The organism is Candidatus Ozemobacteraceae bacterium (genome assembly GCA_035373905.1).
In the GTDB taxonomy this organism is placed as follows: Bacteria; Muiribacteriota; Ozemobacteria; order Ozemobacterales; family Ozemobacteraceae; genus MWAR01.
Genome location: DAOSOK010000026.1, coordinates 1 through 13,151, shown reverse-complemented (window position 1 = coordinate 13,151; position 13,151 = coordinate 1). Strand labels below are relative to the sequence as shown.

The window sequence follows — 13,151 nt, the reverse complement described above, 5'->3', positions numbered from 1 at the left end:
ATGGGTGCAGATCATGTGCCCGGTTCGGCCCGAAGGTTCACCATTCCCTGGGAGAAAATAACCGAACGGACGCATGTCGGCGTCCTCACCCCCGAAGTGAGCCAGAGCATCGAGCTGATGGCGGACGGCGTCGTCGATGCGCTTTGTCGCAATCGTTGCACGATCTGCTGCGTCAGCGAAAAACACGCAAAAGCGCTCCGGGAGCGCCTCGACTTCCGATGCATCGACCACCGTGCGGCGACGGCCGACGGCCGGCTGCGATGGCTCGAAACCTCGACGGGCAAAAACCTGACGGAGACCGTGACGGCCGTTTTCAACATCAGGCCGCACGCGGAACCGCCCCTCGTGCTGGTGCTTCCGGCCTGGAGTTCCGTTCACCGGAAGCCGGCCGCCATGCGCGCCCTCGAAGCGACGCTGTGCGACCTCATCCTGACGGGAAAAGCGCGCATCGTCTGCTTCTACCCCGTCACCTGCCATACGAAAGGCGTTCTGGTCTCGGCCATGGATTCGCACCGCCTGCTCTGGTTCGAAGGGGAGTTCTCGCATAATCCCTTCCACATGCCCCTCCACACGCGAAAATCGAGGCATCGGGCCGAGGAGATGTTCCGCCAGCGCATCGAGGCGTTGCGCATCGCCAGGCGCATCGGTGAAGTCCACGGCATGGATCCCGCCACCTCCCACGAGTTGAACAATCTGCTGGCGGCGATCGTCGGCAACACCGAGATCCTTCAGCTCACGCTTCCGGCCAGCACCTCGATCTACGAGCAGTTGAACACGATTCACGAGGCGGCAAGAAAGGCCGCGCAGATCTGCCGCCGCATTCCCCTCGCGGAAGCGTCTCCCGCCCCGTCGGGAACGCCGCCGGAGCACAGGCCCGCCGAACCCCCGAAACAGCCGGCTCCGAAACCGCTTGCGCCCACCTGGCAGGGCCGGGGAACCGTCCTTCTGGTCGATGACGAGGAAACGATCCGCATCGTCGGAAAGCAGATCCTCGAGCGGATCGGCTTCAAGGTTCTCACGGCCTCGGACGGCCTGGAGGCGGTTCATTTGTGCAAGCGTTTCAGCGAGGAGATCCGCATCGTCATTCTCGATCTGCTGATGCCGAACATGACCGGGGAAGAAGCTTTCGTCGAGATACGCCACATGACGGACAACCTGCCGGTCATCATCGCGAGCGGCCTCGGCGCGGAAGAGATCGCCCGGAAATTCCCGCGCGACGACCGGCTCGCGACCCTGCCCAAGCCCTACGGCATCCTCGAACTGTCGCAAATCCTCAAGAAACTCCTCGGCGACGAAGAGAGCCGGCCGGAAAGCGTGAGCTAAGCCTTTTTTCCCGATTGGGCTGCGAGATCGGACGGCGTCACGTCCGGATGCCGGTAGCGCCGCCGGCCGCGCGTCAGCCAGCCGTACTGGATCGCCTCGACGGGGCAGAAGTTCAGGCAGGCGTAACAGGCTTCGCACCGGCCGCCCCAGATGGGCCGTCCGTCGGGCCCCACCGCGATGTTCCCCACCGGGCAGATTTTCATGCACACCCCGCACCGGGTGCATGTCTCTTCGGCCTTCAGAAACCGGTCGCTCCGCCGCACGGATGACAGGAACCCTGCATACATCGGCCGGAACAGCACCTCGTTGACACCGGCAAAGAAGCCGGGCGGCCGTTGGCGGCCGGCCGTGACGTCCGCCATGAAGTTGTCGACGGCCTCGTTCCCCGCGGAGATCATCTTTTTGCACTGTTCTTCCGTGGGCGCGGCATGCAGGGGAATGCAGTTTCCCGGGTAGACGACCGCGGCGGCGGCGTCGAGACGCGCGCCTTTCGTTTCCAGCAGTTTTCGCAACTGGGCGAGCGTTCCTCCGGAAGCGCTTCCGCAGGTCGCGATCGCGAACACGCGGTCGGCCCTGATCGAGCCGATGCGCTCGACGAACTCCTTCACGACGCGGGGAAGCCCGAACGAGTAGACCGGGAAAACGAAGCCGAGCCTGGCCGCGGCGATCTCGACCGCGCCGGCCGGGGCTGAGGCGATAGGCTTCAACTCGACATCGCCTCCGAGGGCCGTCGCCGCCCGCCGGGCGGCAGCGAGGGAATTTCCGGTTCCCGTAAAATACCAGATGATATCGTTCATGACCGCACCTCGAGCCGCATTAGTATAGTATTATTTGTATTATTTCATGCGAACGTTGTGATCCGTGCGAACGGTAGGGTAACATGGAACCAACCCACCGGGCAGCCCATGCCCGCACACGGAGGAAATGAGAACATGTTCCCAGCCGCCACCTACTCGGCCCGGCGCAGAGAGCTGCGCGCACGCTTCGGCAACGGTCTTCTGCTTTTCCCGGGAAACGGCGGGACGCCGATGAACTACGCGGCCAACACGTATGCGTTCCGGCAGGACAGTTCCTTCCTCTACTACTGGGGGCTCGCCGAGCCGGGCCTGTTCGCGGTCGTCGATCTCGATCTCGGCCGGGAGATCGTGTTCGGGGACGACATCACCCTCGACGACGAGATCTGGATGGGGCCGTGCGCGCCTCTTTCCGTCCGCGCGGCCTCGGCCGGCGTGACGGAAACCGAGCCGCTCGCCGCGCTCGAGGGGTATCTCGCCGCGGCCCTGTGCGCGAAACGGCCGATCCGTTTCCTGCCCCCGTATCGCGCCGAAACGAAGCTCCAGCTCGAGCGCCTGCTCGGCATCGCGGCTTCGCGCCTGAGCTCGTATGCGTCGGCGGAATTCATCCGGGCGGTCGTCGCCCAACGTATCGTGAAAAGCCCCGAGGAAGTCGCCCAGATCGAGGCGGCCCTCGAGATCAGCGGTGCGATGTACGGGAAGATCCTGCAGCTGCTGCGCCCCGACACGATCGAGCAGGAACTGGTCGGCGCCGCCGAAGGCGTGGTTCTCGCCGCGGGCTCGCGCACGTCGTTTCCGACGATCCTGTCGATCCGGGGCGAGACGCTTCACAACCATCACCACGGGAACCGCATGAAGGCCGGCGATCTGCTGCTCGTCGACTCGGGCGCCGAGTCGCCGCTCTGCTACGCGAGCGACATCACCCGGACGTTCCCGGTATCAGGCCGGTTCGAGCCGCGGCAGAAGGAGATCTACGAGATCGTTCTGGCGGCACAGACAAAGGCGATCGAGATGATGCGGCCGGGCGTTTCGTACCGAGACGTCCACCTGTCGGCCGCGAAGGTCATCGCCGAGGGCCTGACGGCTGTCGGCCTCATGCGGGGCGATCCGGCCGCCGCCGTCGCCGCCGGCGCGCACGCGCTGTTCTTCCCGCACGGACTCGGTCACGCGCTCGGCCTCGACGTGCATGACATGGAAGGACTCGGTGAAACCTACGTCGGATACGACGAGGAGCACGTGCGAAGCGACCAGTTCGGCCTCGCCTACCTGCGTTTCGCGCGGCGGCTCGAGGTCGGCCACGTGATGACCGTCGAGCCCGGCATCTACTTCATCCCGACGCTGATCGCGGTCTGGAAGAAGGAAGCGAAACACGCCGCGTTCATCGACTACGCCGCCGTCGAGCGCTACGCCGGCTTCGGCGGCATCCGCATCGAGGACGACGTGCTCATCACTCCCGACGGCCGCCGCGTCCTCGGCCCGGCCATCCCCAAAACCGTCGCCCAGATCGAATCCGCCCTCGCACAATAGCGGCCAGAATATATCGCAAATCGTCTGCAGGGGCGGGTTTGAAACCCGCCCCTACGTGCGCATGGGGATGAGGGGGGGGCGAACGGCACGACGATCGGCTACAGGACGGTGAGGAGTTCCTGGTATTTGGCCATCGGCCAGAACTCGGCGGCGACCGTCTGCTCCGCCCGGTCGACGCAGGCTCGAAGCTCGCCGAGCGCCTTTTCGCCGTCACAGGCGAGGAAGTCGGCGTGTTCGTGGGAGTTTTTCTTCCCGGATGCAGCTTCGATGACGCTTTCGAGAGCATCGGCACGGTCCTGGATCTCCGAGAAGAGCTTTTCGAACCGCTTCGTCTCTTCGATCAACTTTTTTGACGTGAGGCCGGCCGCCTTGACGGCGCCGGCGGCGCCGGCGGTCGCGGTGATCTGCCGGGTGAGAGCTGGCAGGATCAGGGTGCGGGCCATGTTGACGGCGGTCTTGTATTCGATCTCCTTCGTCTTCACGTAGGTCTCGAGCTTCACCTCGACCTTGGCGTGAAGCTCGCGGGCGGTGAGGACGTGCGTTCTGTCCATCAGCTCGCCGACGCTCTTCTCGAGATACACCTTGACGGCCTCGGGGGTGTTCCGGGCATTGGGCAGGCAGCGCTTCGCGGCTTCGGCGTGCCACTGGCTCGAATACCCGTTTCCCTCGAACCGCACGCGGCGCGTTTCCCGGAAGACGTCCCTCAGCACGGTGATCGCCCGTTCCTTGATGTCGCGGGGGCTCTTGAGGGCCGCCAGCCGCTTCTCGATGGTGTAGAACCCGTACGTGACGGCCAGGTTCAGCGACGTGACCGCCTCGGAGCAGTTCTGCGACGAGCCGACGGCGCGGAATTCAAACTTGTTGCCGGTGAACGCGATGGGCGAGGTGCGGTTCCTGTCGGAGTAGTCGCGCGTGACGCGCGGCAGGTTGCGCACGCCCATGTTGATGTGGGCCATGGTCTGCTCGTTCAGCTTGCCCATGCCGGCGATCTCGTCGACGAGTTGTGTTAGATATTCACCGAGATAGATCGACATGATGGCGGGCGGAGCCTCGTTCGCCCCGAGGCGGTGATCGTTGCCGGCGTCCGCCACGCTTGCGCGGAGGAGTCCGCCGTACATGTCGACGCCGATCATCATTGCTCCCAGCGTGAGGAGGAAGGTGATGTTCTTGAGAGGCGAGGCGGACGGCTCGAGGTAGTTCGCTCCGGTGGAATCGCCGATCGACCAGTTCACGTGCTTGCCCGAGCCGTTGACGCCAGCGAAGGGCTTCTCGTGCAGCAGGACGACGAAATCGTGCCGCATGGCGACGTGCTTCATGATGTCCATCACCTGGAGGTTGTGGTCGATGGCGAGGTTCGCCTCTTCGAACAGCGGCGCCAGCTCGAACTGGTTCGGCGACACCTCGTTGTGGCGGGTCTTCGAGGGAATGCCGCGCCGGTACAGTTCCCGATCGAGGTCTTCCATGAATTTCAGCATCTTGCGGTGGATCGAGCCGAAGTAATGGTCCTCCATCTGCTGGCCCTTCGCGGGGGCCGCGCCGAACAGCGTGCGACCGCAGATGCGCAGATCGGGCCGGGTTTCGAAGAGTTTGCGGGAGACGACGAAATACTCCTGCTCGGGCCCCGTATAGACGATGGTTTTCTTCGCCAGACGGTTTCCCAGAAGCCGCTGGAGGCGGATGTTCGTGTCGTTCAGCGCGCGCATCGACCGAAGGAAGGGCGTTTTCAGGTCGAGCACGTCGCCGGTCCAGGAGAGGAAAACCGAGGGAACGACGAGCGTCCGGGTTTCACCGGTTTCCTGGAGGAAGGCCGGCGAGGTCGGATCCCAGGCGGTGTAGCCGCGGGCTTCGAACGTCGATCGGATGCCGCCCGACGGGAACGACGAGGCGTCAGGTTCAGACTGGATCAGCTGCTTGGCCGAGAACCGCTCGATCAACTCGCCGTTCTCGCCGTAGCTGATGAAGGCATCGTGCTTCTCGGCGGTGCCGCCGCGCTGGGGCTGGAACCAGTGGGTGAAATGGGTCGCCCCGTTGCCGATCGCCCACTCCTTCATCGCGTGCGCGACTTCGTCGGCGATCGACTCGTCGAGCGGCGTTCCGCTCTGAATCGTCGCCTGAAGTTTTTCATACGCCGCGCGGTTGAGCTTCTCGCGCATGACGGAACGGTTGAAGGTCAGTTCGCCGAAATACCTGTTGATGCCTGACATCTGCTTCTCCTGGATGGCCGGAATGTGAATCGCACCGATGCCTCGATTTTACGGATCATCGGTCATTCGTCAAGCTGTTTTGAGGCAATTTGCTGAAATTGTATGAAATTTACTCCTCAAAACGACAAATTGTTCATTTTCAGCACAGACGCTCATGATTTTTCATGAGAAAGACGCGCGGGATTATTTATATAACTTGATATTTATCGTTCCTTTCCCTGTATCTTTGCATCAGGAGGAAGACGCGAACCGGCCATGGTATCCTTCGAAGCGGCAGTCGACACCGCCGCGTGAAAACCCGCGAGAGAGAGGAAACTGGTTTGTGAGTCGGATATTCCTGCTTTTGGCCCGTGCCGTGGCCGTTGTTCTCTTCTGCCCGGCGCTGGCGTGCGCGTCGACCTGGCAGACATACACCGTCGACTCGGGGTTGCCGGGGCAACGGGTGCTGTCTTTCGCGGTCAAGAAGAACCAGATGGCGGTGGGCACCGACAATGGAATCGCCGTTTTCAGCGGCGATTCCTGTCTTTGGACGGTCGTCCCCCTTCCCGACGAGGTCGCCTCCTGCGAGGTCCGGGATCTCGGCTATGACCGCAACGGCAATCTCTGGGCGGCTACGGCGCGCGGCCTGATCAACATCCAGTCGCAGCGGGTGCTGGTCTACGGGGCCGGGGACAGGCTTCCCAACGTCGATGTCCAGCGGCTTCAGATCGTCGGTGACTGGATCTTCGTCGGCTGTTTCGGCGGGTTCGTGGCCCGCGCCGCCGTGCCGTCGTCCGGCAAGGCCTCGTTCGTCGCGGTCAATTACGATGCCAACGCGCCCGACGACAGCCTCAAGATCCGGTCGGTCGGCGTCAGCGGGCTCGGGATGCTGGATACCAGTCGCGGCTGGTTTTCCACGCTTGGCGAGGGCATGGTCGAAGTGATGGGGTCCAGCCAGACCATCCTCTCCCGCGAGCAGGGCCTGATGTCGGATTGGGTCGAGGCATTCTGGCTTTTCAAGGGAGGGCAGGATTCCCAGCATATCCTGGCGGTGTCGTCCGGTGAGATGGCCCTGATCAAGGACGGCAGGCTTCTGCAGAGCATGGCCTTCCCCGAGCCGGCGGCATGGCTGACCGCGCTGGCCGCCTTCGACGAAAAACAAGAGTACAAGCCGTCGGAAACGATCAGCGAGGAAGAACGGACACTCCGCGCCTTCCTCGGGGACAGGACGATCTGGGTGGGAACCAAAAACCACGGGTTGTGGCGCCGTCGAAACGGCGAATGGACCCAGTATCTTCCCGGAAACAGCCGTCTGCTGTCGGCGACCATTCTGCGTTTGTATCCGCTGCAGCAACGGCTTGTTGTCTGCACCGACCAGGGACTCGTCATCGTGCCCCTGACCAGCCACCAGTACGACGAGTTCGCCAAGCAGGGAATCGGCAGCAGGAACTTCAAAACCCTTTTCCCCATGCCTCCGCTCAAGGCCGCCATGATTCGTTTCAACCAGATTCTCCGGTCCACGGACATGTGGTTTTCCCACCAGCATGGGCTGTCACGCTTCATCAGCGCCAGCGGACTGTTCCAGGGCATGCTGCACGACAACCCCGAAGTGACGGGAAGCGTCGATTCCGACTGGACGTTCACCTCTCTCCTGGCCGGCGAAGACAACACCACGCCCGGAGGCGCCCCGACGCAGCGCCCCGGAGAACGAGCATGGCAGATGTATTCCACCCGCTATTTCGTCGACAAGGCGGAGGATCTGCCGATCTATTCCGACGACATCACCTGCATGACCGTCACCCCGGAAAATCACGTCTTCATGATCTTCGAAAAAAAGGTGTTCGCGCGCCTGCGCATGATTCCTCTGCCGCCCAGGTCGCGGGACGACGAAGAGCGCCGTGAAAAGCCGCAATGGGATTACTTTACGGGATCGATTCCATGGGGCGATTGCAAGCTGCTGTCCGTGTGGCATCACAACGGCAGGCTCTTCGTCGGCACCGAGGGTGATGGCTTCTATGTCCTGACCAATCCGTCCTGTATCGAGAACGATCCGAAAGCCTACGACTGGAAAAAGTACGGCACGCTCGAGGGGCTTGTCGAAACCACGGTCACCGGCTTCACGACGTGGAACCCGGGCGGGAACCCATTGACCGTCCTCATGCATCCGAAAGCCGTCACCGTGTGGAACGAAACATCCTTCGATCCCCTCATCCTGCCCGGCAACCCCTCGTTCACCTGCCTGGCCGGCGATTCGCAGGGGAATCTCTGGCTGGGAACAAAAACCGGCCTGTTGCGGGTTCACGATGACATGCGCGTTTCCAGCTATTCCGGAATGCGGGTCGGCTTCGACTCTGATCACATCACCGCCATCGGCGTGGTTCCCGCCAAAACGGGACAACCGGTCGGCATCTGGGTCGCCAACGACCAGCTCGCCGACAGGATGGAGATTGATTCCCTTGCGAATGGTTCCGATCAGCCCCCCAACGTCATCACGCGCGACGGGAAAAAAGTCCTGCTCGAACTCGAAATCGACGGGTCGTCCCTCCACTTTTTCGACGGGCTCGTCTGGGACAAATGGAAAGTCCCCGGCGTCCGGTCGATGTACATCGATGACGAGTTTCTCTGGCTCTCCACCAATATCCGCGTGCGCCGACTGCGCCTGCGGTGATTCGACAATTCTCCCCACGACGCCCCTCTCGCCATGGTAAAATGGACGAAGTCCCTGAGACGTCGGTACATCCGTATTTTTTCCTCCGGAGGTAATTTTCATGGAAAAAATGACCCGAATGTTCTTCGTTCTTCTCGCTCTGGTGCTGGTTTGCGTCGGTTCGGCGCAGGCCGCCAGGCCCCAGCCGGTGCCGTCCGCCAACGTCGAGGAGTGCTTCGACCGCATGACGGCCGACGTCGACCAGAAGGCGCTCGTCCGCTTCCTGCCCGAGAACGTCACCGCGTGGTATGCCCGCTGGAACATCATGGAGAACGCGAAACGCTCGATCGACACGACGTATTTCATCGTCGAGCCTGATATTTTCGGCAAGAGCATGCTCGGCATGCTCCTGAAAAAGGCCCGCGAAGGCGTCGAGATCCGCCTCATGGTCGACGCGCGCGGCACCAAGGGCCTCGCCCGCAAGTTCTTCGGCCAGGATATCCTGCAGGAACTGGCAAAGTTCAAGAACGTGACGATCCGCGTCTACAACCCCGTCAGTTCGAAACTGCTCGCCGCGTTCGACGACATCCGCAAGATCACCGCCAGCAACCATGACAAGATCCTGCTCGTGGACGGCGAATACCTGATCACCGGCGGCCGCAACATCTCGATGAACTACTTCGTCGACCCGCAGGACGTTCCGACCGTGTATCGCGACACCGACGTCGTCATCCGCAGCAAGCTCGTCGCCCAGCAGGCGCGCGAGGCCTTCGAGTCCGAGTTCAAGAGCGGCAGCAACTTCACCATCGGCGGAGACGCGCTCGGGAACATCGACGACATGCACCGCCACCTCGATATCGCCTACCAGGCGATGCGCCGGTTCATGATGGGAAGCGGCCTCTTCGAGCTGAAGAACCCCGAAAAGTTCTCCTCCGAGACCCGTTCGCTGGTCGGCGCCGTGAACGCCGAACTCAAGCTGTATCCGCGCCTCGTCGGCTACGCGAGTTTCCGCCTGTTCCAGGGCGAGCACGCCTGGCCCGTCCGCCTGCTCGACAAGCACTCCCGCACCGGGTTCAAAAACGAGATCACCTTCAACCTGACGGCCCTCATGGATTCGTCGAAGCGTGAGATCATCATCCAGAACCCCTACGTCGTTCTCACGCCCGAGGCCGAAGCGGCCCTGCAGCGCGCCAACGACCGCGGCGTGAAGATCATCATCCAGACGAACTCGCCGATGAGCTCCGACAGTCTCCTGACGCAGGCGATGTTCCTGGGCGACTGGCGCCAGATTCTCAAGAAGATGCCCAACGTCCAGATTTTCGCCTACAAACTGCAGAACAAGCTCCACTCGAAGGTGTTCGTGTTCGACCGCTCCGTCGCCGTCGTCGGCACGTATAACATGGACTATGTAAGCGAGCAGATCAACTCCGAGGAAGTCGCCGTCATCAAGTCGAAGCCCTTCGCGACCCAGGTCGCCAAGCGCATCGAGGAAGACATGCGCAACTCGCACCAGTACCAGATCGAAGTCCAGGCCGACGGCTCGATCAAGACGCTGTTCGGGCCCGAAAGCCACTCCGACCCCAAGGTGCTCGACCGCCTCAAGCTGCTGATGCGCCTCAACTGGCTCCGCCCGCTGATCTGATCCCCCGGTTGATTCACCGACCGCCCCGGCCCCGCAGGCCGGGGCGGTCTGCTTTCGGCCGGGCGTCTTGAGTCCTCCAAAAATGAAAACCACCCGTTCGCCCTGAGCTTGTCGAAGCCTGCCCTGAGTCTGCCGAAGGGGGCGAGAGCATTCGTGCTTTGACAGGCTTAGCACGAACGGAGCCAGCACATTGGCTTTCGATTAGAAGGAATCAATACGTCCGGCTTTGTGGCGATAGCCCAGCACCATGCCGTGTTTCTTGAAGAGTTCCCGCCTGAAAAGCGGGTTGTAGGAAAAGTAGGTGATCGCGCTCCACAGGTCCTTCATGTTGGTCTTGAAATCGAAGGCCCGGCGCATGATCGTGAACGGGTTGTTGAACCGCCGGCGCATCCAGAAACAGGCCTCGGTCAGCTCGTCGGGCGTCATCCGGGCGGGGCGGAAGACGCAGTCCCCGAAATGATACCGGTCGTCGAGCCACCATTTGTCATACAGAAGCCGCCCCTGGGCCTGCATCTCCTCATAGAGCGGCGTTCCCGGGTAGGGGCTGAGGATGTTGAAGGCGGCGAAGCAGAACTTCTGGTCGATGGCCCACTGGACGGTCCGGCGGATCGAAGCCTGGTCGTCGTGGTCGTAGCCGATCAGGAACGCGGCCCAGAGCTGGAATCCGATCTCCCTGATCTTTCGTATCGCCGGCTCGTACCCCTCCAGCTGGAGGTTGCAGTTTTTGCCCATCAGGTGCAGGTTTTCGGGGCTCACCGACTCGAACCCGACCACCAGCCCGGCGCAACCGCTCCGCTTCATCAGGTCCATCAACTCGGGATCCTCGGTGAAGTTCAGGCTTCCCTGTCCGACCCAGCGGCAGCGCAAGGGAATCAGCAGGCGGAACAGCTCCTTCGCGGCATCTATATCGCCAATGATATTATCGTCGACGAAGAACAAAAAGGGATTGGGCTGTTCGGCCAGCTCGGCGACCACCTCGGCCGGAGGGCGATGGCAGTGGGAGCGCTTGTACAGCGACCCGGTCGCGCAGAACCGGCAGTGGTTCAGACAGCCGCGGCTGAACTGGGTCAGCCGGAGAGGCAGGTAGCTCTTTCCATCGAACAGGTCCCAGCGCGTCCTGAGCCCTTCGAGCATCGGGGGGAAGAAACCCTGGTAGACCCGCTGCAGCCGCCCGGCCGCGGCGTCGGCCACGAGTTGCGGGAAGACCCCCTCGGCGTCGCCGATCATGATCGCATCGGCATGAGCGGCGGCCTCCTCGGGAATCATCGAGACGTGGAAGCCGCCCATGACCACGTTCACGCCCTGCGCCCGGTACCGCGCGGCGATCTCGTACGAGCGACGCGCCGTGTAGATCTCGACGTTCAGGCAGACCAGGTCGGTGTGTTCCTCGTAGGGAATCTTCTCGAACCGGTCATCGTACAGAACGCACTCGACGTCGGGAGACAGCTGCCCGGCCAGCACCGCGAAGGTCAGGGGCTCCATCCGCCCGCGGTCGAGATAGGGGCGGCCGCGGACCAGGCCCATGTTCGGTTTGATGAACGTGACCTTCACGGCGCGCTTCCTTCGATGAGGTCGGGCGAGGAAAACCCCAGCCGAAGCCCCGTCTTCCCGCGAATGTCGAGGCGGGAAACGAGGTTTCCGGCCAGATACACCAGCGCCCGGAAAGGATCCGCCAGGTTGGCCTGCAGGTCCCGGCCCCGGCGCAGGATGCTTCCCAGGCTGTGAAACCGCCGGCGGGCCCCGGCAACCCCGTCCGCCAGCTCATCGACGGTCATTCCACGGGGAACGAAGGCGGGCCGTTCCCATCGGAAACCGGGAGTCAGCCACCAGCGCGGGTGAAGCAGGCGGCCCTGTCCGAGCAGGCTTTCGTAGACGCGGGTTCCGGGGAAGGGATACAGCATGTTGAAATTGGCGAGAAACAGCCGCCGGTCCATGGCGAACTCGACGGTTTCGCGCATGGATTGCGGGGTGTCGTCGTCGTATCCGAACACGAACGTGGCGTAGACAAGGATTCCCCGCGCCCGGAACTCGTCCAGGAGCGTTTCCAGGCGGCCCAGAGCCAGGCTCCAGTCCTTGTTCATGCGCCTGAGGTTCGCCGGAGACAGCGACTCGATCCCGATGATGACCGCAAAACAGCCGCTGGCGGCCATTTCATCGAGAAACCCCGGATCGGCCGCCGAGGAGAGGCTGGCCTGGCTGACCCAGCGCAGGCCCAGGGGGCGTATGGCCTGAAACACGCGGCGCGCGTGCGCCGGGGAAGCGGCGATGTTGTCGTCCGCGAAGAAGACGAACCGGCGCTGCAGGCGTTCCAGTTCATCGACCAGCTCGGGAACCGGGCGAAAGCGCACGTCTTTCCCGTAGAACCGGCGGACGGAACAGAAATCGCAGTCGAAGGCGCATCCGCGGCTCGTTTCCACGAGCGCCAGCGGGAGGTAGGCTTTTCCCCGGAAGATGCTCCGGTCGATCCGAAAAGCGCCGGAAACGTCGGTTGTTTCGGGCTGATACCGCGATTCCAGGCGTTTTCTCGCCAGGTCGGCGATCACGCGGGGCCAGACCGCCTCGACTTCTCCGATCGCGATGGAATCGGCATATCGGGAGGCCTCTTCCGGCACCAGGGTGGGATGGAAGCCCCCCAGGATGACTTTGACGCCCCGCTGCCGGAAGCCCTGGGCGATCTGGTAGGAACGGCGCGCCGTGAAGGTTTCGACGGTGATCGCGACCACATCGAACGTTTCCCCGAAAGGCACGTCCTCCAGCCGCTCGTCGATCAGCCGCAGTTCGACGCCCGGCGGGGTCGCCCCGGCGATCAGGCCGAACACGAGAGGCTCGAGAACGGCCGGAGTCCGGTAGGGGTGCCCGCGGCGTTCGCCGAGCGAGGGCTTGATGAGGGCTATGTTCACATGATTCCTGTACAGGGGGGGGTATTCAAAGCCTTCTGAGAATACATCATGCCGATGCTCGCGGAAAGCCAATTATCGATTCTCACTTTGATTCTCAAGCCGCATGACGCACTTGCGGTACCGTTTCTGGAGACA

General features: G+C 62.7%; 8 protein-coding genes. 4 read left to right on the top strand and 4 right to left on the bottom strand.

Translation table 11 applies throughout. The annotated features are described in order from the left end of the window. Positions 1-1,323, top strand: coding sequence for a response regulator (locus tag PLU72_13335; protein ID HOT29162.1), 1,323 nt, complete (start codon positions 1-3; stop codon positions 1,321-1,323). On the opposite strand, the gene PLU72_13330 is transcribed toward PLU72_13335, so the two are convergent. Further along, complete coding sequence (locus PLU72_13330; protein ID HOT29161.1) at positions 1,320-2,120, bottom strand: EFR1 family ferrodoxin; 801 nt, start codon at positions 2,118-2,120, stop codon at positions 1,320-1,322. The genes PLU72_13335 and PLU72_13330 overlap by 4 nt on opposite strands. A gap of 135 nt (positions 2,121-2,255) precedes the next feature. Between PLU72_13330 and PLU72_13325 the strand changes: the two genes are divergently transcribed. Beyond that, positions 2,256-3,644 (top strand): aminopeptidase P family protein, encoded by a 1,389-nt coding sequence (locus PLU72_13325; protein HOT29160.1) that lies wholly within the window; start codon positions 2,256-2,258, stop codon positions 3,642-3,644. Positions 3,645-3,742: 98 nt separating this feature from the next. Here the strand turns inward: PLU72_13325 and PLU72_13320 are convergent, their stop codons facing one another. Beyond that, positions 3,743-5,848 (bottom strand): glutamine synthetase III, encoded by a 2,106-nt coding sequence (locus tag PLU72_13320; protein ID HOT29159.1) that lies wholly within the window; start codon positions 5,846-5,848, stop codon positions 3,743-3,745. Positions 5,849-6,170: 322 nt separating this feature from the next. Here PLU72_13320 and PLU72_13315 point away from each other — a divergent pair, with 322 nt between their 5' ends. Then, the gene (locus PLU72_13315; protein ID HOT29158.1) at positions 6,171-8,495 is read left to right on the top strand and encodes a two-component regulator propeller domain-containing protein; all 2,325 of its coding nucleotides are present in this window, start codon (positions 6,171-6,173) and stop codon (positions 8,493-8,495) included. A gap of 100 nt (positions 8,496-8,595) precedes the next feature. Beyond that, positions 8,596-10,116 (top strand): phosphatidylserine/phosphatidylglycerophosphate/cardiolipin synthase family protein, encoded by a 1,521-nt coding sequence (locus tag PLU72_13310; GenBank protein HOT29157.1) that lies wholly within the window; start codon positions 8,596-8,598, stop codon positions 10,114-10,116. A gap of 201 nt (positions 10,117-10,317) precedes the next feature. On the opposite strand, the gene PLU72_13305 is transcribed toward PLU72_13310, so the two are convergent. Next, entirely contained in the window at positions 10,318-11,667 is a 1,350-nt protein-coding gene (locus PLU72_13305) for a radical SAM protein (protein ID HOT29156.1), read from the bottom strand. Then, positions 11,664-13,016 (bottom strand): radical SAM protein, encoded by a 1,353-nt coding sequence (locus PLU72_13300; GenBank protein HOT29155.1) that lies wholly within the window; start codon positions 13,014-13,016, stop codon positions 11,664-11,666. Before PLU72_13300 ends, PLU72_13305 begins: the two co-directional genes overlap by 4 nt. Positions 13,017-13,151: the final 135 nt, after the last annotated feature.

What these genes read in the sequence shown, in the direction of transcription:
- PLU72_13335 (HOT29162.1), top strand. Translation starts at nt 1, where the DNA reads ATGGGTGCAGATCATGTGCCCGGTTCGGCCCGAAGGTTCACCATTCCC.
- PLU72_13330 (HOT29161.1), bottom strand. Translation starts at nt 2,120, where the DNA reads ATGAACGATATCATCTGGTATTTTACGGGAACCGGAAATTCCCTCGCT.
- PLU72_13325 (HOT29160.1), top strand. Translation starts at nt 2,256, where the DNA reads ATGTTCCCAGCCGCCACCTACTCGGCCCGGCGCAGAGAGCTGCGCGCA.
- PLU72_13320 (HOT29159.1), bottom strand. Translation starts at nt 5,848, where the DNA reads ATGTCAGGCATCAACAGGTATTTCGGCGAACTGACCTTCAACCGTTCC.
- PLU72_13310 (HOT29157.1), top strand. Translation starts at nt 8,596, where the DNA reads ATGGAAAAAATGACCCGAATGTTCTTCGTTCTTCTCGCTCTGGTGCTG.